Source organism: Rathayibacter sp. KR2-224, assembly GCF_049446075.1.
Taxonomy (GTDB): domain Bacteria; phylum Actinomycetota; class Actinomycetes; order Actinomycetales; family Microbacteriaceae; genus Humibacter.
The window spans coordinates 272788-290190 of record NZ_JBMSEB010000002.1; the positions used below are offsets into that span (position 1 = coordinate 272788).

Consider the following 17403-nt stretch of genomic DNA (forward strand, 5'->3'; position numbering starts at 1 on the left):
CGAAGACATAAGAGTGCGCGCTCAAGGGTCGGCTATCGCGCGCGTACGGGCTATTGGCCAGCGGTCCGGGTATAGCTGACGGCGTCGGGAACATCGCGGTTGGCGAAAGACAGCGGCCAGACCAACCAAGCAGCTTCACTTTTCCATGTCGCGGGACCCATGCGTTCAGACCCCAAAACTGCTGCATCTGGCGCCGTACATGGGCACCTGGAGCGGGACTTGTCCCTAGCGCTCCCCCAAACGTCGCTTCGCAACGCTCGCGGCCCTTCGCGCTGGGGGCCCACCCGCGACACCACGATTATGAGCCGTGTGCTCTACTCGACGCCCTTGCAACTTCGAGCGCGAGGCCAAAAACCGCGGAATTACGCGGATTTTGAGTGTCGTGTGATGACTGTGATCACGTTGGTTTTCATTCAAGTGTGGGCAAAATGTGGGCAAACCGGGTTGCATCGCAAGGCCCTGCGTCGTGCTCCTGCTTTGCAATACTATCGCGTTGCGTTATTATTGGTTGAGTGATCCAATCGTTCGCTGATGAGCCGACACGCAAGGTCTGGGATCGCGAGCACGTCCGCCATTTTGGCCCCGACCTGCAGCGCATGGCCCAGAAGAAGCTACGCCTGCTCAACGCGGCCGAGACGATCAACGACATGCGCGTCCCACCGGGCAACCGGCTGGAGAAGCTGTCCGGCGACCGCGACGGTCAGTCCTCGATCCGCATCAACGATCAATATCGAATCTGCTTCGTCTGGACCGCCGCCGGCCCGAGCGACGTCCAGATCGTCGACTACCACTGAGGAGGGACCCCGATGACCAAGGCACACGACCCGATCACACCGGGCGAGATTCTCCAGACCGAATTCCTGGAGCCTCTCGGCATCACCGCATACCGACTGGCGAAGGCCACTGGACTGCCACAGACCCGGCTGAGCGAGATCATCCGCGGCAAGCGCCGCATCACAACCGACACCGCTTTGCGGCTCTCCCAAGCGTTCGGGCTCTCGGAGCGTTACTGGCTGAACATCCAGAACGACTACGACATCGAGCTCGAGCACGACGAGCACGACGACGAGCTGGCACAGGTTGAAAGGCTCATCTCAGTGTGATTGTTAGCGCTCTTTGGCGGTGTCTTTGCAGCGCTAATTGGCGTGGCCGCGTTGGAGTTCTCGGTAGATCGTGGCGCGGGAGACGCTGAACATCTCGGCCAGCTCGCTCTGCGTATGCTCTCCGGCCCCATTCATCTCGAGCAGGTGCTTGCGCTGCAGCTTGGTGAGCTTCGGCTTCTTGCCCTTCAGCTTTCCCTTTGCTCTCGCGACGGCCATGCCTTCTCGAGTGCGCATCCGGATCAGGTCGGCCTCGAACTCGGCAACCATGGCCAACACGTTGAACAGCAGGCGACCCACCGGATCGGTCGGGTCATAGATGCTTCCGCCGAGACTGAGGGTGACGCCCTTGCTCGTGAGCTCTGCTGCGATGTCGCGGGCATCCGGCAGCGATCGGGCGAGCCGGTCGAGTTTCGTCACGACGAGAGTGTCGCCATCCCGGGTCGCCATGAGAGCAGCATGGAGACCGGGACGAGCACGATTGGTCCCGGTCAGTCCGTGGTCGACGTGGATGTTCTTCGCATCGACTCCGAGCGCGATCAGGGCGTCGTATTGAGCAGTCAGGTCTTGCTCATTGGTCGAGACTCGGGCGTATCCGATCAGCACACGAAACAGTGTTGCAGTTAGGGTCCCATCACCGGGCATTTCATCGGGCGGGTCTAACGGGCACTCGGAATCCGCGGAATGCTGCGGCGACGACTACGGCTGGAATTCTGCCCGTTGCCCGACCGGCTATCGCGCGGTCTGTCGGCCGGGCGCCGAGTAGCCATCGCGACTGTCATCTATCCAGATGCGTACCCATGAGAACCGAGAGTGCCTCCTCACCGTCGAAGCGGGTCGGGTGCCCTCGGCCGCGAGGTGCGCCCGTCACATCCTGTTAAGGAGTTCTGCCTTCTTCGCGGTGAACTCGACTTCGCTAAGGATCCCCGCATCTCTCAGGTCGCCGAGTTTCCGGATGGATTCGAGCAAATCGTCCTGATCATTCCGAGTTGAAGCAGCCGAAGTATCAGTCGCCGGCTTCAGGGCTTCGTGCGCGGTCTCGAGGATGAACGATGCGGCCTGCCTGAACCTTTCCGCTTGAGCTTTCGAGTTCAGAGAGACACAATTCGGCGCCTTGCTTGGATCGGAGTTCTTATCAGTGGACCAGTACGACTTTGAACTGTTTTGCATGCCTCCGGCATTAACTTCGACATAGCCGGACATGATGTTGAACTTCACCTGCACGCCCGCGATGTTCCGGTATGGCTGTTGGAAAGAACCGGTACCGAACACCTGCCCGGCCATGAAGCCGCCCTTGAGGATGATCACTCTGCGGTCTGTGCAGATAAGGCCTTCTTTGAAGGCCCCCTTCAGCTTCACATGAACCGTCTCGCCCGGACTCAGAAGCTCGAGCAGCGCGGCCTCGACCTTCTTCGGGAGCTCTTCGACGAGGTCTTCGGGCATCACATCTCCAGCGCTGGGCCAAACAGTCGGACATAGTCTTGCACCGCCCTGGCTCGCGGTTTACCCCCAAAAGTGGCCCCGCTACTCCTCCGTGTGGCCCCTTCAATTAGCGGGCTACCCCGCGGCGATCGAATCCATCGGCCGCCTCTTCGTCGCTCGTGTCGTTCCGGAGCAGAAGGACATCGATTCCGGCGGCTTTGCCTCTAAGCGCCAGGCCAATGTCGAACGTGACTACCTTCGCTTCCACATACGCTCGCAGGGAGCTGCTGCGGTCGAGAAGTTCCGCATCCGGGTCAGCAAGTTGATGGTGTTCGATCGAATCGTTCAAGAGCTCGAAACGACCTTCCCGGGCCAGGATCCCGTCTGTGTGGCTGAACGCTGCTGCGCGTTCTCCCGTGCCGAACATCGCCCATAGTGCCCTGATCGCCGCTCTTGCCTGTGCTCGACGCGCCTTCGCCTGGCTGCCATTGTCACGACTCTGTTTGTGACGGTCGATTTCGTCGAGTACCACGCGGGTGACGACGAGGTACAGGAAACGGTGAGGATGTACGTCGCCGATCATGTGCCAGTCGGCAGTATCAAGCTCTTCTGCGTTGTGCTCCAGCACGCCCGTATCAAGGATGAGAGCAACCGGCTCCTTGCCCTTCCCATCCCAACGTTGACGTTCCGAACGAATCTCATCGGCGGCGAGCAGAAGCGCGTGGCGCTGGTACTCGATCTCTCTACGGATGGTTTCAGCCAAGTTGTTACCGAGGGTCACAGGGTCACCGCCTCGAAGACTCCAGTAGCCACGTGTCTGGAGGAGATCATCGATATCTCTCTGGCTAACCTGCCCGGCGAGCATTCGAACGTGCCTATTCACCCAGCCGATGTAGTCGTTGAAGCGCTCAACGCCTGATATCTGCTCGAAGACCTGGGTGAGTTCGCCAGCAGCCACTCGGAGGTTGACTTCGACCCGCTCGGGCGAGCCTCCGGTAATCTCGACCACGCCGCCTCCCCTCCGCAGTCTTGATGCCTGACTGTGTCGGGCATCCTATCGAGGGTGATCGTTTCCACGGGCTAAGGCTTCGAGCGCAACCAAGTAGCGATCGGCTCTGCTCGGAGTGTCGGTGTGTTGCGTTGAGGGATCCGTCAGCGTGCGCGCTTGTCGGTCGGGCTTGCTATGGTTACTTCATCATGATCGGCCCGCTCGCCTAACGGCTCGGGCCGATTTTCTTTTCACTGGGGGCGCTGGTGGAGTACGCCAAGCCGTGGCAGTCGGTCGAGGACCAGATCAACAGGCTCGCCGATCGGGGTGTCCAGATCGGCGACCGGGAACGCGCGGCGGCGTTGCTGCGCGAGGTGGGCTACTACAGGTTGACCGGGTATCTCTACCCGTTCCGGCAGTCCGAGACGTACCTCGACGACGAGGACCGAACCCGAGTTCGCGTGCTCAACGAATACCAGGCGGGAACGCATATCGAAGACGCAGCGCGGCTGCTCGACTTCGACCGCCAACTGCGCATGCTCGTGCTGGAAGCAGTCGAGCGGATCGAAATCGCGCTACGGATGCAACTCGGATACACACTCGGCCGATACTCCCCATTCGCGCACGAAGATCCTGCCCTGTTCGTCAGCTCCTTCACGACGCGTGTGGCACCCGACGACACAACCCAGGCGAGTACCCAGGAACTCTGGCTGGCCCGAGTCAAAGAGCGACAAAACAGTTCCGATGAGGCGTTCGTCGCGCACTTTCGGGAGAAGTACGAGGGTCGGATGCCGATCTGGGCTCTCACCGAGATTCTCGAGCTCGGACACATCGCACGCCTCTACGCGGGACTGCGTAACGACGTCGCCACAGAGATCGCAACATCATTCAGCGTGCCAACAAAACGGTTGATGGCCAGTTGGATCGCAACGGTGAACTACGTGCGCAATATCGCCGCCCACCATGCGCGGCTGTTCAACCGAAAACTGGTCACTGCTCCGCGGCGTCCCCGTCCCACCGCCGTGCCACTACTCGCGCATCTGAGTCAGGAGGAGGCGCCAAAGCAATTCGGGGTCTACAGCGCACTCGCGGTAATGGCATACCTACTCGAGTCCATCCATCCCGGCGACTGGGCTCAACGAGTCAAAACACTTCTAAAATCATTCCCCAGTACCGAGTGGATCGACATCGGCTCCATGGGTCTGGCCGCCGACTGGCTCAACCAACCGCTCTGGAAGGGCGACTCGCAGTCCCCAAAGAATGCCCGCTGACGGATCCGCTTACGGGCACGGGGTTGCGCAGGGCTGTTTCGTTCGGTCGGCCGAGTGGTTGTTAGCGTCGTTGCATGACTGGCTCGGATGCTCGACTGCTCGTCGCTGCGCTGGGGATCGACAATCTTGGGTCGGGCATGTTTCTGCCACTGGTGCTGGTCTACGTCACGCACGAGGTCGGAGTGCCGCTCGGTCTCGCTGGTGCGCTCGTGTCTGCGGGTGCGTTGATCGGCCTGCTGGTGCCGCTGGTCGCTGGCCGGTTCGTGGACGCATTGGGACCGCGGAACATCATCATCGCCGCCCAGCTGACCCAGCTTGTCGGCATGCTGGCCTACCTGATCGCGCAGGGCCCGGCAATGGTGTTCGTGGCTGCTGCGTTGACGATCTGCGGGAGTCAGTTGTTCTATAGCGCCTTGTTCACGCTCGTCGGGGAGATCGCGCCCGCAGAGCCGAAGGACCACTTCTTCGCTGGCGTTGACATGGTGCGTTCGGCGTGTTTCGGGATCGGCGCTCTAATCGCGGGCGTGCTGTTTGCGATCGGTGGCCAGGGTGCCCTGGTGGTGATCGTGGTCATGAATGCGGCGTCTTTCCTGATCGGTGCGGCCATCGGGCTCTTCATGACCAAGGGCAGGCGCCGTGACCGCAGAAGGACGCCCGGTCGCCCGGAAGAATCGGCCCACACCATCGATACCCCCGCCCATGCGACGTCGGTATGGCTCAACGGACCATTTCTGCTGCTGACTCTGAGCGCCACGATGGTCACCTTCGCCAGCGACTTCTTCTTGGTCGGGATGTCGGTCTTCGCGCTCAACCGGCTCGGCACTCCCGGCTGGTTGCCTGGAATATCCATCGCAACGCTGACCGTGATCAGCAGCATTGCGATGGCCTGGATGGTCCGCCGCACTCGGTCGCTGGCCCGGACGACAGTCATTGCATTGGGCACCGCCGTCATAACCGTTTGGGCCATCACGTGCATGCTCACTCTCGCGGTCCCGAAAGCCTGGGCTCCCACCTGGCTCATCGGCGCGACCGTCGTGTTGGCGGTGGGGCAACTACTGATCGGAACCAGACCGAACGCTCTGGCAGAGAGCATCGCCCCGATAGGAGCCAAAGGGCGCTACCTCAGCTTCTTCCAGTTCGGTTTCTCGCTTGCCGGTGTGCTCGCTCCGCTGCTGGTCGGCGTACTCGCGGTTAGCGCATTGCTTCCGTGGATCATCGTGGCGGTGATTGCCATGACCGGAGGAGCGCTCATCCTCGCGCTCGGCCCACACCTACCAACGAAAGCGGTACACCCTACCCGCAGGAGTAGCGACGTTCGACACGACCAAGTCGCTGGCACGGCAGCCGACTAGGCCCATCCCGAGTTGTGCGCGCTGAAGGATCCGGTTGCGTGCATCCGGAATATGGACTGGCCGTGCACTCGTCGAGAGAATCACCAGTGACCATGTCCCGACCGAGTCTGAAGCGGAGCAGAGAGATCGTGACCGAGAACGGCGAATTAGCGAAGTCGATATCGCTTGCCCTGCACAATGTCCTCAAGCCGGCAGGGTTCCGCAAGCGCGCAAACAGCTTCAACCGGTCGGTACAGGACGGGCTCGTGCACCACGTCTCGGTGCAGCTCGGCTCATTCGACCCGAGCGGAAAGCATGCAGTACCCGGATTGGTCCCCGACCTCTACGGGCGCTACCGCGTCAATCTCGGCGTCTACGTTCCCGAGATGAACCGGACGGCGTCGCCGCGCAGCACCTGGATCAACGACTACAACTGCCAGCTGAGATGGGGCTTGGGCGACTTCGTGCCCGGCAACTTCGATCAGTGGTGGGATCTGCGGGACCGCCTCTCCGTTGAGGAGGTGTCCCGAGTGCTCGCAGCGGACGCCCTCCCTCATCTCGATCAATTCGACAGCGCGGAGCGGGTTCTCGCCGCATGGGAAGAACACGGCCCGCGAGGCTTCGGCCCCATCACGCCGAAAGCAGCGGCACTCGACGTCGCCGACCTCCTCATCGCACGGAACCAGCGCAATGACGCAGAACGGCTGCTCAAGTCCTACGTGGACGAAGTGAGCCGCGCCGATCACGCCGGCCACAAGGAATACCTGCGGAAGTACCTCGCCGAGCGCGACTTCGCATCACTCGCAGAGACGTTGCAGTAGCGGATCGGTCATCGTGGTCGACGCGAGCCATGGCAGGCTCGGGTTGTGCACAGAGGACACTCGCCGTCGACGGAACCAACTGATATCCGTGCCCTTCGCCTCCCGCTTTGGGTCCGACAGGACTCTCACGGTCCTCTTCGACTTCTTCTCCGATGTGACGAAGACGTTCCGCTGACGAATCGGCTATCGGACGCTTGATCGAAGGGCCTGCGTGAGTTTCCTCCTCCGATATCGTGTGCTGACATCTCCCACTATCAACACCGCTTCCGGAGGCAAAGATGCCCGATCTCTCCCCAGCGCCACAGCCGTCGGTGCCGCGGCTTGAGACCCAGCCCAGCGGGGTGCCGCCGCTGGATCAGCCGTACTATGGGGCGCCGTTCGGCACAGCTTTCACGCGCTTCTGGCAGAAGTACGCCACCTTCACCGGCCGAGCGAGCCGTGCCGAGTTCTGGTGGTGGGCCCTGACCTACTTCGGCATCAACATTCTCGCGAGCGTCGTGATTGCCGTCATTGGTGCAATCGCTGGTGGCGGCGCTCCGCCGGTGCTGGTCGTCGGCTTCCAGATGGCTTGGACAGCAGCGACAATCGTTCCCTTCGTGGCCCTGAGCTGGAGACGTCTGCATGACTCCAATCATCACGGCTGGTGGGCGCTGCCGTTCCTCGTACTCGCTGGAGTGCAAGCAGCGCTGAACGCCCTTGGAATCCAGCCGATGCTGAGCAGTGCACCATTTGGAAGCACTACAGCCGCTGTCGCCGTTTCCGTTGCGACCGGCATATTCGGTCTCGTCTTCGGAGTTGTGATCCTGGTATTGGCCCTGCGACCACCGAACCCTGCCGGATGCCGGTTCGACAAGTAGCCCACGCACGATGACGGATCCCTCATCGGGCCGGAGTGGTTATTGCCGTGGCGGTGTCAGAGGTTGAAGGGCCGTGCGATGCTCCGCTGGAGCACGATTCGCGCGGTGATCGTGAGAACGAGTAGGGATCCGGTGGACAGGGGCGCGGCGATGGCCATGAGCCAGGTCAGCACGTCGAAGGGTGGGAAGACCGTCGGGTCGAAGCCGCCTGATGCTTCCGATCGGTTGCCCAGATAGTCGCTCTGGACCTGGGCCAGGATCGCGGTGGTGATCGACCACGCGAACATCACCACGGCGACGGCGACGGTCGCCGTGAGGAGGCGGCGCAAGACTTGTGGTCGACGAGTATCTGCGGCGGGCGGCACTACGTTGTCACTCGTGGCGTCGATCACGATCGGAGCCTACCCACTCCGCGGGAAGACGGGACTGGCAGCGACGCGCCGCCCAGGGCGGGCTCTCGGTTCGGTTCGAGATCGCCTAGTGCCTGGTGATGGACTGGCTCTAGCGTGGGCTCACGGAGGTGCATCATGAGCGGAACCGGCGATGGGTCGCAGCACGAAGTCGCTGCTTGGTATGGATCCGGTCCTGAGCCTGACGGGTTTCGAGTGCTGGTCGGGTTGTGCTGATGGGGAGTGCGCCGATGCGTTTCCGGGGCTTTCTTCCGGAAGACGCGCCTGATCCCCGTATTGCGCAGGCGGAGAAGGTGAAGCTCATGCCGGTGCCGGTCATGGGATTCGTGCTCCAGCCGACCCTCGAGGACGCCAACATGGAGAACACCGTGTCCCAGCAGGGAACGACTGGGCTGTCCCAGATGGCGGTGAGCATCAACTACACCCTGTGGCGCAATCCCGATGATCGATCCGACCCGGTGAACCTCGCCGAAATCGATGAGGCGACTCGTCGCGCCCTGGACGAAACGGCCCCGAGGCCGCGACCGGCATGGTTGATCGAGATGGCCGAGCGGAGGCGGTACCCGATGCTCTGGGAAGCCGTGCGAACGACATGGACGCGCGACGCATCCGAGTTCTCTACCCCGTCCCGCCTTCTCATCGACCATGCGAACCACATCCTGATGAACGGGTTCCGGAAAGAACTCGGACTCGGTGACATGGCCGTGGACCGCTTCGTCTCACCGCTGACCGAAAGGGCTATCAATCGGGAAGCGGTCGTCACGGTAGACGGTGCCGAAGTGTCAGCGCTAGAGATCGACACCGACCCGTTGGTGTATGCCATCGGTGCTGAGCTCTCGAGCGACACAGTCCTCACGGCGGTTGTCCCTCGTGACGAACTTGCATACATCCGCCTCGAGTTCACCAAACGGCGTTCCACAGCCGCCTGACGACACACGAGCACCCGATACGCATCGGCGCCCGAAAGCGGATCGCGTTGCGGGCAAGGGTGCAACGCTGTTCGCTGACAGGTCTCCAGCGCTCAGCGGTCGAGCGAGAATGCGGAGGATCGGATCGGATCTGGTGCCTTCCTTCGTGGAAGTGCTCCGGCCACGAAGACGAGCCCAGCAAGGATGATCGCAGACAGCGCAAACAGGCCGAAGACTGGACCAGCCGTGTCGGGCCGGCGCGTGATCGCGATCGAAACGAACCATAAGAAGCTGATCCCAGCGGACACCAGAACGATTCCGGCCAAACCCAGACTTCCTTTGATCCGCGGGATGTTGTTCCCGCCGAAGATGACGATCACGGTGACCAGCACCGCGCCAGCGGCACCGACCGGGAGAGTGGTCCAGAAGTCGCCCTGGATCGAGCTCCAACCGTCCGCCTTTCCGTCGACGCTCCAATGCGTGGGCACTCTGGCAGGGAGGTCAGACGAGATGAGACGACTGACCACCACCGCAATTGGCGGAATCCACGACAGCACTGCCGCGATGATGAGCCCAAGCGAGTGATGGTCACTCTCGTCCGGCGCAGCCACAGTACTCATCGGCTCTCCACAGCCCTCGCTGCTCGGGCTCCCCTGAAAGCACCCATGACCGTGCCGGCCAGGAGGACAAGTAGGACGAGCCCTACAAGCAGGGGCCCTCGAACTTCAGACAACACGGTGGTCGCCAAAACGGCGAGGACAACATTTACCACAGCGCTGCATATCACCGGAAGAATTGCACCACGGTGGCCAGCCGACCAGGCATCATCCGAAGCAAACAGGGCCGGGATGCGCAGGCCCACCCAAGGGTTCCGGGGGATCACGCCTGCGGCACACAGCGCAACCATGACGGCGACCGCGAGGGAAGCGGCACTTAGCGCGATTATCCCGACCAGCACATCTTGCACAGTACCGCGGCGCTCGAAGACGGCGCCCGCAAGCCGATCCTCTACCGAACACTTCCCCTATGAGTCGCGGCTCTGCTCCGGCACGATGAAATCGTGCGCATCGCGGCCTCGCTGCTTGGCGGCGCCACCGTCGACCTCAGCGAGGAGCTACCCAGCCTCGACCGCAAGGGTGTCGTGCTCGTACTCGCCGCGATCACGCACGCCGCGGGATCGCACGAGCACTCAGAGATGAAGTTCAATAACGACGGCGAACCCGTCGGCTTCACTCGGCTCGAATCGCTGTACCCCGTGGCCCCCTGAGGGCCGAAGTTTAGGAGACAGAGCGCTGTGGGACGAGCACGCGTGCTGAACGAGCAACGCCGGGCAGCGCGAGAGGCCGTCAAGGATCTCGTGCTCTGGCACGGTGGAGTCTGAGATGCATCGATAACGATCGATTGGTGTCGCTCCGAAAGCGCCCGCGCGGTTCTATCTGGTTGTAGCGGTCAGAATCATCGTGGGACGGTCTGATGGTGAACGCGATCGTCGACTCGCGCAGGCATCACGGCCGCTGCGCCTTCTCAACACGTGGTTCCTGTGGAGTGCCACTGTACGTCGAAGGCTCCGCTAAGAAGCGGGAGAGCTTGAGCTAAGTATGGAGCGGGGTCGGTGGAGCCGGGACAATTCACCATGGTGATCTGATCCAAATGCGCGCCGCCGCCCGACGGTCCTTCACCGATGATGTACGTGTCCGTCGTGGTAGATCCGCCCTCCATTTCGCCGTAAGTAGCGGTCATATGCACGTTGGTGTCGAATCTCAGGAGGCGGCTGATGTGTCCCGCGAAGCCATGACGCTCGACTATCCATTCAACCTGCTGGGCCCAGCTACCCACGGGTTCGGTCATCACCTCCTGGCCCGAGCCGCATGCATTCGTGGTTGAGGTGCAGAGGGTGAAGTCCATGGTGTTGTGGGGAACGTCGTAAAACACGAATGACTCAACGAGGTCGTTCCCGTTCACGGGAAGGTTTGTCACCGTGACTTCGTCCTGGTACGGAAAGACCTCATAGAACATGTATGTGCCGCTCGGTCCCACCCCGCCAACGCCTGGACCCGAGTACGACACCGAGCCGGCCTGGAGCAGTTGGTCCGCACTGGTACCGCTACCGTCGCCCGAGCCGATGCCTGCCCAGATGGAGGCGCTTTCCTGGTCCGTTCCGCTGTTCGGTGGGTAGGGGGCGGGGACGTTCCAGACGCCTCCAGCTGAGGAATAGTACGTGTGGTTGAAATCGATGCCGGCTAGGCGGTATCCAGACCAGTTGTAGGAGGTTGCCTGGTCGACGGTGGGAGTGACGGCTTGCGTTGCGAGCGGCTGCATCCCTTGCGTTCGCTGAACGTCGCCTTTCGGCTGGGGTATTGGCGTTCCGCATTTGAGATTCGTTACCCATGTGGGGTTACTCGCGAAGGTCCTCTTCATGGCAGCTGGAACAGAAGCAGCCAAATTTGGATCAGTGGCCACGGCGTCGGGAAAAACCGCAGAGATCCCATGCGCTGCCACGGCGTTCCGATCCGGGACGATCGTTCGCGGACTCCCCTCGCATCCGACCGAGCTGTTCAGACTTGGTCTTGGAATACCCTGTGCCTGCGCTGCTGGTGCTACGAAGATCCCCATCGACGCGACGGCTGCAACAAGCGCAGCACCCGTCAGAAGATGACGTTTCACGAGACTCCTTCGGCTATGGCGACCCCCTCAGTCGCCATTCACAGCAAGGTCTACTCGCGAAAAGTGACGTTCGTCAAGAAGAATCTCGACGAACGCCTAGTTTTCTATCACCGGCACAAAGGCTGAACGAACACCAGCCAGTTCGCGGCTATTAGAGCAGCAAACACCAGCACCCCCGCAACGGTGGTCGCAGCAGCCCACCAAGCATGTTGCCGTCGTGCTTTCCGATAGGCGACCCAGCTAGCGCCGGCAAGGACGCAGGCGATACTCAACGCAGGATAGAGAAATATTGCGACTGGAGCGCCCGCACACGGCCGAGGCCCTGAGCTCGTGGTGGTCAAGCCGATTAGGACATAGATGGTGAACCAGCTCACGGCCGCGATGAAGACGGCAGCGACGAGCAGGACGATCGAAAGTGCCGTGTCTCCGCGGGATCGAAGAGTAGGTGCCGTTGTTCTCACCGCTGTCACCTCTTCAGAGTAGCTTCGGCCGATCTGCGGCCCACCAAACCGATGCCGATGGATTGAGTGCGAGGGCGCCAATAACGTTGGTTTCGGCGGCTGAGCTGGAGGGGGCGCTGCGGACGCGTGACTGTTGGCACTCTTTGGCGGAATTTTCGCAGCGCTCTTTGTCGTTTCGGCTGTACGTAAGCGGGTCCCGCACCGGGCATCGATCGCTCGTCTCCTCCAGCCAGGGCTGCTCTCGAACGTCCGATGTGCGCAAGACCCGTACGGTGAAAAAGTACGCATGGGTACGTCAACTGCAACTTGACTTCAGTCGGTCGCGATTCCCCTCCGAGGCCCGTCGGCGAAGCGTTCCTCGAAACGAAGGCGACGACGGTACGGACGACGACATCGATCGAGCAACGACAACGGATACGACGGATGAAAGGGACGACGGAGCCAGGAAGATCCAAGAAACCGAAAATGGCAATGCACGCAGGCACTTTCAGTGGGTCCCTGTTGTTGCGTCCGCAACGACAGGGGTTGCGTGTAAACCGGCTTGCATGGGAAATCGGGGGAATCTAGGCAAGACGAAACGACGCTCAAGCTCGTACGAAAGACAACGGCAACAGCACGACGCAGCAGCGATCCGACACGTTGCGGAGCGAGAGCGCGTGGCCGCACAGCGGCACGCCGCCGACGCGTTGACCGTGTTGGAGGACAGATGGGGTACGCGCGCCGACGCCCTCGACCGGCTCGGTCACCTCGGGCGCGCCATCGGGCGACTCCAGACTGAGCAGGACATCCTGCGGTCGGAGCGGGACGAGCTGATCGGGCAGCTTCGCCAGGTGGGCGAAAGCTGGAACTCACTCGCCTCGAGGACTGGGCTGAGCAGGCAAGCACTCAGCCAGCGGATCACGGACGCGAACCGGAGGGCGGAATGATGGGGAGCATCACCGGGTACGAAACTGCGGCCGGGAAACGGTATCGGGTCAGGTATCGCAAACCCGACCACTCGCAGACCGATAAGCGCGGCTTCCGTACCAAGCACCAGGCCGAATTGTTTCTGGCGTCAGTGGAGATGAAGAAGGCGACCGGCGAGTACATCGACCCCGCCGCAGCGCGTAACACCGTGGGCCAGCTCGGAACCGCATGGTTGGCGTCGAGGTCGCATGTGAAGCCGTCCACGGCGTACGTGTACGAGTCAGCGTGGCGGCTGCACGTGGAACCGACCTGGGGCAACACGATGATCGGCACCATCCGGCACAGCGAGGTACAGGCGTGGGTCACTCGGCTGGGCGCCGGCGGCGATGGCAGGAAGTCGAAGTCACCGACGATCGTGCGCCGCGCGCATGACATCCTCGCCGGGATTCTGGACGCCGCGGTCAAGGATCACCTGATCCCCTCCAACCCCGCCCGCGGAGTGAAGCTCCCACGCCGCATCTCCCGCCCACACACGTACCTGAGCAACGAACAGGTCGCACAGCTGGTAGCCGCAAGCGGCGAACATGGCCCGATCATCGCCCTGCTCGCCTACACCGGCCTGCGATGGGGTGAGGCATCCGCACTACGGGTGAAGGACATCGACACGCTCAGACGGCGCCTCATGGTCGTAGAGAACGCCGTGTACGTGAACGGGTCGATCCTGGTCGGCACGCCCAAGACCCATGAACGGCGCAGCGTGCCCTATCCGAAGTTCCTCACTATCCCGCTCGCAGCAGCATGTGATGGCAAGACCAGGGACGACATCGTCTTCGACGACGGACACGGCGGCTACCAACGCACCCCGACCACGGTCGCCAACTCATGGTGGGACGCTGCGCTCGAGGAGGCCGGGCTGCCGGCGATGACGATCCACGACCTCCGTCACACCGCAGCCTCCCTCGCCGTCAGCGCGGGGGCCAACGTGAAGGCCGTGCAACGGATGCTCGGTCACGCCTCCGCCGCGATGACCCTTGACACCTACAGCGACCTCTTCGACGACGACCTCGACGCCGTCGCCGACCGGCTCAACGAAGTGGCCGAATCAAGTGTGGGCAAAATGTGGGCAAAACCATCCTGAAACGCAGGAACGGCGGCCATGCAATGGCCGCCGTTCCCAGTGTTTTCTAGGTGAGTAGCGGGAGCGGGACTTGAACCCGCGACACCACGATTATGAGCCGTGTGCTCTAACCACCTGAGCTATCCCGCCGCAGTCTTCGTGCCGGACCTGAGGGCCACCGCACCAAGCTGGAGCCCCGAGTCAGGATTGAACTGACGACCCCTTCCTTACCATGGAAGTGCTCTACCACTGAGCTATCGGGGCGACACCGAACGACCGAGGTCCGATTCGGCAACCGTACGAGGATATCATCATCCGAATACCGGTTCAGACCGTGCGTCACCCCCGCCGGCAGCCGTTATGACTCGGTGCAGCGCGGTCCGCAGGGACTCCAGTTCCGTAAGGTCCAGACCCAGTTTCTCGATGATCTGCGGTGGAACGTCCAGCGCCTTTTCGCGCAGTCGGCGACCCTTCTCGGTGAGGGTGACGCGGAGCATCCGCTCGTCGTTCGCATCCCGTTCGCGGGTAAGCAGACCGGATGCCTCGAGCCGCTTCAAGAGCGGCGACAGCGTCGCGGGTTCGAGCTGCAGCTCACGCCCGATGCCGGCGACGGTGCGAGGGCTCTCCTCCCACAACGCGAGCATGACGAGGTACTGCGGATGCGTGAGGCCCAACGGTTCCAGCACCGGCCGGTACAGCGCGATAACGCTGCGGGATGCCACGGCGAGCGCGAAGCAGACCTGATTGCTGAGCTTGAGGAGGTCGTCGGGCGCTCGCTGCACTCCCCCAGCCTCCGCTGCGCCCCCAATGCCGGCCGCCCCAGCGCCGGCCGCCCCAGCGCCCGACCGTTGGGTTGCCTCTTCGATGCGTCTCGCCATGCTCCACCTCCGGCCACCATGTTACGCTTGCGCTAATCATTAGTGCCCTAACTATTGGGACGGGATGGAGTACGACCGTGGCGCCTCGGTTCTGGGACTTCTACGAGAGGTTCAACAGGGTGGTCCGCACGTTCACCGGTCCCGCCCAACTGGGCGCAGGGCATCCCGAGGGCCCCGATGTGCGGCGCAACGACGCATCGTGCCCACTGTGCGGTGAGCCGATGACGGCGCACTCGGTGCTGCGACCGGCGGATCAGCGCACGGCCACGCGCCTGGTGTGCCCGGCCGACCGCGCGGCCTGAACGCGGGACTCAGCCGAGCCGGATGCCTGGCATCGCGATCGCCACGAACTGCGGTCCCGGAACACGCAGCCGAACGCCGCCGTCGTCCTCCTCCGCCGGCGAGTCCACCTCGAGTTCCACGTCGCCGAACACGATCTTCGCCTGCTCCCATCCAGCTGCCGCTTCGTAGGGCAGGCGAACGTCCGCCGCCGCGCGGGACGCAAGCACGAGCACCGACTCCTCGGCGTGCTCGCGGATGAACACGAGCACGTCGTCGCCCACGTGCACCCACCGGAATCCGCCCTCGTCGAGCGCCACGTGCGTGCGGCGCAACGCGATCAGCTCGCGGTACAGCGCCTGGGTGGCGCGGGCATCCTTCGCGGTCGCACCCGTCGCCGGGTCAACGACATCCTCGCCGGGAGCGCCGGGCGTATCGTCGAGCAGCTGCCAGGGCATCGGCATTCTGGATGCCTCGCCGCTCTCGGCCGTCAACCCGAACTCGTCCCCCGCCCACACCACCGGGATGCCTGGCATCGTCACCGATAGACCGAACGCCACGGGCACCACACCGGGCAGGGCGTGCGTGCGGAACCGAGGAACGTCGTGCGTGTCCAGCGGGTTCATGGTGCCGAGGCGCACGCGCCAGGGGAATGCCGCCGTGAAGCGGGTGTGGGCATCCACCAGCTCGTGGCCCGTATAAGAAGGGATGACCCTGACCGGCTGCCCGAAATACGTCGAAGGACTCTTCGGCTGCGACAGCCAGCCCCACACAGGACGCGTGAAGTTGGCGTACGTCATGGCGCCCTGCCAGGCATCCCCTTGGAAGTCCGGCGCGGCATCGTTGGTGTACTCGCCGAGCAGGATTGTGTCGGGATTCGCCTCGACCATGGTGCGGCGGATGGTGCGGCGCACCTCTACATTGAAGTCGTCGTCCCGGTAGCGTCCGGTCATGTTCGCCACGTCGATCCGCCATCCGTCGAGCGAGAATGGCGGCTTGAGCCACTTCGCGACGACGGAGTCCGGCCCATCGATGAACCGCTTTCGAAGCTCCTGCGACCGCCAGTTGAACTTGGGCAGGCTGCGCACGCCGAGCCATGAGACGTACTCGGTGTGCTCGTCGTCGAGCCAGTAGAAGAAGTCGCTCTCCGGGGCATCCGGATGCCCGTACGCCGCCGTGAACCACTCGTGGTCGTTGCCGCAATGGTTGGTGGTGAGGTCGCCGATCACCTTCAGCCCGCGCTGGTGCGCGGCCGCCACGAACCTGGCGAGCGCGTCATCTCCGCCGAGCAACGGGTCAACATCGTGGAAAGATGCCGCGTCGTAGCGGTGATTCGACCTTCCAGGGAATACGGGTGTGAGGTAGACGAGCGTGATGCCGAGGTCGGCCAGGTAGTCCAGGCGCTCGGCCGCACCATCTAGATCGCCGCCGTAGAACTGAGCGGACTCGGCTGGCGGAGTCGCGTCGACGGGATCGCTCCAGCGTGCAGGAATCGCCCAACTCGGCACCTGCCGATCGTCCGCCGCCGCGGACCGCGCGAACCTGTCCGGGAAGACCTGGTAGAGCACGGTCGATCGCACCCAGTCGGGTGCCGGGTCGTACGCCACGAGCCGGAAGTCGTCGACATCGGGCGTCTCCGTCGTGAAGAGGCCGGCTGCGTTGAGCCACACGCTCGAGCCGTTGCTCCGTGTGATGAGGAACCGGTAACCGTGCACCGGGTTCTCCACCTCGACGGACGCCTCCCACCAGTCCCACCCGTCCGCGGTGGCGACGCGTTTCGCATCCGTGAAACAGGGCTCATGGTTGGGATTCGACCTTGTGCGCACCGCGGCCACCTGGCCGAACGAGTGCGGGATGCGCACCCGCACTCGCACCGTGTCACCGAGCCGTGGAGCGGGATCGGAGACGCACAGGGGCGATCCGTCGTGGTGGGGCGCGAGCATCCGCTCACGCTACTTGACAGTTCTCTTCAGTAAGGCCGGAACGACCT

The 17403-nt window shown here is 62.9% G+C and carries 20 protein-coding genes and 2 tRNA genes; 11 read left to right on the plus strand and 11 right to left on the minus strand.

Going from position 1 to position 17403, the window contains the following annotated elements:
- Nucleotides 1–512: 512 nt before the first annotated feature.
- Nucleotides 513–794: a type II toxin-antitoxin system RelE/ParE family toxin gene (locus ACO2Q7_RS13630; protein ID WP_423356251.1), complete on the plus strand. Its 282-nt coding sequence runs from the start codon at nucleotides 513–515 to the stop codon at nucleotides 792–794.
- Nucleotides 795–806: 12 nt separating this feature from the next.
- On the plus strand, nucleotides 807–1103 hold the full coding sequence (locus tag ACO2Q7_RS13635) for a HigA family addiction module antitoxin (protein ID WP_423356252.1): 297 nt from the start codon (nucleotides 807–809) through the stop codon (nucleotides 1101–1103).
- A 33-nt stretch (nucleotides 1104–1136) separates the two neighbouring features.
- Here ACO2Q7_RS13635 and ACO2Q7_RS13640 read toward each other — a convergent pair whose 3' ends face one another.
- The 3 genes from ACO2Q7_RS13640 to ACO2Q7_RS13650 all read right to left on the minus strand — a co-directional run bounded on the left by ACO2Q7_RS13640 (nucleotide 1137) and on the right by ACO2Q7_RS13650 (nucleotide 3531).
- Nucleotides 1137–1706, minus strand: coding sequence for a recombinase family protein (locus ACO2Q7_RS13640; protein WP_423356253.1), 570 nt, complete (start codon nucleotides 1704–1706; stop codon nucleotides 1137–1139).
- 261 nt (nucleotides 1707–1967) lie between these two features.
- Nucleotides 1968–2543: an SHOCT domain-containing protein gene (locus tag ACO2Q7_RS13645; protein WP_423356254.1), complete on the minus strand. Its 576-nt coding sequence runs from the start codon at nucleotides 2541–2543 to the stop codon at nucleotides 1968–1970.
- Between the two features lie 106 nt (nucleotides 2544–2649).
- The gene (locus tag ACO2Q7_RS13650; protein ID WP_423356255.1) at nucleotides 2650–3531 is read right to left on the minus strand and encodes a PIN domain-containing protein; all 882 of its coding nucleotides are present in this window, start codon (nucleotides 3529–3531) and stop codon (nucleotides 2650–2652) included.
- Nucleotides 3532–3776: 245 nt separating this feature from the next.
- Between ACO2Q7_RS13650 and ACO2Q7_RS13655 the strand changes: the two genes are divergently transcribed.
- The 4 genes from ACO2Q7_RS13655 (at nucleotide 3777) to ACO2Q7_RS13670 (ending at nucleotide 7790) form a co-directional block, all read left to right on the plus strand.
- Nucleotides 3777–4781, plus strand: a complete 1005-nt coding sequence (locus ACO2Q7_RS13655; RefSeq protein WP_423356256.1) for an Abi family protein — start codon at nucleotides 3777–3779, stop codon at nucleotides 4779–4781.
- A 74-nt stretch (nucleotides 4782–4855) separates the two neighbouring features.
- A complete protein-coding gene (locus ACO2Q7_RS13660) occupies nucleotides 4856–6133 on the plus strand; it encodes an MFS transporter (protein WP_423356257.1) in 1278 nt (425 codons plus the stop codon).
- Between the two features lie 92 nt (nucleotides 6134–6225).
- Nucleotides 6226–6933 carry a DUF4304 domain-containing protein gene (locus tag ACO2Q7_RS13665; protein WP_423356258.1) on the plus strand — a complete coding sequence of 236 codons (708 nt, stop codon included), beginning with the start codon at nucleotides 6226–6228 and terminating at the stop codon, nucleotides 6931–6933.
- A 278-nt stretch (nucleotides 6934–7211) separates the two neighbouring features.
- On the plus strand, nucleotides 7212–7790 hold the full coding sequence (locus ACO2Q7_RS13670; RefSeq protein WP_423356259.1) for a DUF805 domain-containing protein: 579 nt from the start codon (nucleotides 7212–7214) through the stop codon (nucleotides 7788–7790).
- A gap of 56 nt (nucleotides 7791–7846) precedes the next feature.
- Here ACO2Q7_RS13670 and ACO2Q7_RS13675 read toward each other — a convergent pair whose 3' ends face one another.
- The gene (locus tag ACO2Q7_RS13675) at nucleotides 7847–8182 is read right to left on the minus strand and encodes a hypothetical protein (protein WP_423356260.1); all 336 of its coding nucleotides are present in this window, start codon (nucleotides 8180–8182) and stop codon (nucleotides 7847–7849) included.
- Between the two features lie 320 nt (nucleotides 8183–8502).
- On the opposite strand from ACO2Q7_RS13675, the gene ACO2Q7_RS13680 reads away from it, so the two are divergent.
- On the plus strand, nucleotides 8503–9129 hold the full coding sequence (locus tag ACO2Q7_RS13680) for a hypothetical protein (RefSeq protein WP_423356261.1): 627 nt from the start codon (nucleotides 8503–8505) through the stop codon (nucleotides 9127–9129).
- A gap of 92 nt (nucleotides 9130–9221) precedes the next feature.
- Here the strand turns inward: ACO2Q7_RS13680 and ACO2Q7_RS13685 are convergent, their stop codons facing one another.
- Both ACO2Q7_RS13685 and ACO2Q7_RS13690 read right to left on the minus strand, forming a co-directional pair.
- Complete coding sequence (locus ACO2Q7_RS13685) at nucleotides 9222–9728, minus strand: DUF1648 domain-containing protein (RefSeq protein ID WP_423356262.1); 507 nt, start codon at nucleotides 9726–9728, stop codon at nucleotides 9222–9224.
- A complete protein-coding gene (locus ACO2Q7_RS13690; RefSeq protein ID WP_423356504.1) occupies nucleotides 9725–10015 on the minus strand; it encodes an SdpI family protein in 291 nt (96 codons plus the stop codon). The genes ACO2Q7_RS13685 and ACO2Q7_RS13690 overlap by 4 nt, the downstream gene beginning before the upstream one ends.
- A 153-nt stretch (nucleotides 10016–10168) precedes the next feature.
- Between ACO2Q7_RS13690 and ACO2Q7_RS13695 the strand changes: the two genes are divergently transcribed.
- Nucleotides 10169–10375 carry a hypothetical protein gene (locus ACO2Q7_RS13695; RefSeq protein WP_423356263.1) on the plus strand — a complete coding sequence of 69 codons (207 nt, stop codon included), beginning with the start codon at nucleotides 10169–10171 and terminating at the stop codon, nucleotides 10373–10375.
- Nucleotides 10376–10632: 257 nt separating this feature from the next.
- Here ACO2Q7_RS13695 and ACO2Q7_RS13700 read toward each other — a convergent pair whose 3' ends face one another.
- A complete protein-coding gene (locus ACO2Q7_RS13700) occupies nucleotides 10633–11772 on the minus strand; it encodes a G1 family glutamic endopeptidase (protein WP_423356264.1) in 1140 nt (379 codons plus the stop codon).
- Between the two features lie 1117 nt (nucleotides 11773–12889).
- Here ACO2Q7_RS13700 and ACO2Q7_RS13705 point away from each other — a divergent pair.
- Nucleotides 12890–13159: a hypothetical protein gene (locus ACO2Q7_RS13705; RefSeq protein WP_423356265.1), complete on the plus strand. Its 270-nt coding sequence runs from the start codon at nucleotides 12890–12892 to the stop codon at nucleotides 13157–13159.
- Nucleotides 13159–14277 (plus strand): tyrosine-type recombinase/integrase, encoded by a 1119-nt coding sequence (locus ACO2Q7_RS13710; RefSeq protein WP_423356266.1) that lies wholly within the window; start codon nucleotides 13159–13161, stop codon nucleotides 14275–14277. The genes ACO2Q7_RS13705 and ACO2Q7_RS13710 overlap by 1 nt, the downstream gene beginning before the upstream one ends.
- 55 nt (nucleotides 14278–14332) lie before the next feature.
- Here the strand turns inward: ACO2Q7_RS13710 and ACO2Q7_RS13715 are convergent.
- The 3 genes from ACO2Q7_RS13715 to ACO2Q7_RS13725 form a co-directional block, all read right to left on the minus strand.
- Nucleotides 14333–14406 (minus strand) — tRNA-Met (locus ACO2Q7_RS13715).
- Nucleotides 14407–14445: 39 nt separating this feature from the next.
- Nucleotides 14446–14520: transfer RNA gene (locus ACO2Q7_RS13720), tRNA-Thr, on the minus strand.
- A 47-nt stretch (nucleotides 14521–14567) separates the two neighbouring features.
- Nucleotides 14568–15134 carry a MarR family winged helix-turn-helix transcriptional regulator gene (locus ACO2Q7_RS13725; RefSeq protein WP_423356267.1) on the minus strand — a complete coding sequence of 189 codons (567 nt, stop codon included), beginning with the start codon at nucleotides 15132–15134 and terminating at the stop codon, nucleotides 14568–14570.
- Between the two features lie 77 nt (nucleotides 15135–15211).
- Here ACO2Q7_RS13725 and ACO2Q7_RS13730 point away from each other — a divergent pair, with 77 nt between their 5' ends.
- Nucleotides 15212–15436 (plus strand): hypothetical protein, encoded by a 225-nt coding sequence (locus ACO2Q7_RS13730; protein WP_423356268.1) that lies wholly within the window; start codon nucleotides 15212–15214, stop codon nucleotides 15434–15436.
- 9 nt (nucleotides 15437–15445) lie between these two features.
- Here ACO2Q7_RS13730 and ACO2Q7_RS13735 read toward each other — a convergent pair whose 3' ends face one another.
- On the minus strand, nucleotides 15446–17356 hold the full coding sequence (locus ACO2Q7_RS13735; protein WP_423356269.1) for a glycoside hydrolase family 13 protein: 1911 nt from the start codon (nucleotides 17354–17356) through the stop codon (nucleotides 15446–15448).
- Nucleotides 17357–17403 lie beyond the last annotated feature (47 nt).

Bases quoted from the DNA above. Each gene is read 5' to 3' on its own strand.
- ACO2Q7_RS13635 (WP_423356252.1), top strand. From the start codon at position 807: ATGACCAAGGCACACGACCCGATCACACCGGGCGAGATTCTCCAGACC.
- ACO2Q7_RS13645 (WP_423356254.1), bottom strand. From the start codon at position 2,543: ATGCCCGAAGACCTCGTCGAAGAGCTCCCGAAGAAGGTCGAGGCCGCG.
- ACO2Q7_RS13660 (WP_423356257.1), top strand. From the start codon at position 4,856: ATGACTGGCTCGGATGCTCGACTGCTCGTCGCTGCGCTGGGGATCGAC.
- ACO2Q7_RS13665 (WP_423356258.1), top strand. From the start codon at position 6,226: ATGTCCCGACCGAGTCTGAAGCGGAGCAGAGAGATCGTGACCGAGAAC.
- ACO2Q7_RS13670 (WP_423356259.1), top strand. From the start codon at position 7,212: ATGCCCGATCTCTCCCCAGCGCCACAGCCGTCGGTGCCGCGGCTTGAG.
- ACO2Q7_RS13680 (WP_423356261.1), top strand. From the start codon at position 8,503: ATGCCGGTGCCGGTCATGGGATTCGTGCTCCAGCCGACCCTCGAGGAC.
- ACO2Q7_RS13685 (WP_423356262.1), bottom strand. From the start codon at position 9,728: ATGAGTACTGTGGCTGCGCCGGACGAGAGTGACCATCACTCGCTTGGG.
- ACO2Q7_RS13690 (WP_423356504.1), bottom strand. From the start codon at position 10,015: ATGGTTGCGCTGTGTGCCGCAGGCGTGATCCCCCGGAACCCTTGGGTG.
- ACO2Q7_RS13710 (WP_423356266.1), top strand. From the start codon at position 13,159: ATGGGGAGCATCACCGGGTACGAAACTGCGGCCGGGAAACGGTATCGG.
- ACO2Q7_RS13725 (WP_423356267.1), bottom strand. From the start codon at position 15,134: ATGGCGAGACGCATCGAAGAGGCAACCCAACGGTCGGGCGCTGGGGCG.
- ACO2Q7_RS13735 (WP_423356269.1), bottom strand. From the start codon at position 17,356: ATGCTCGCGCCCCACCACGACGGATCGCCCCTGTGCGTCTCCGATCCC.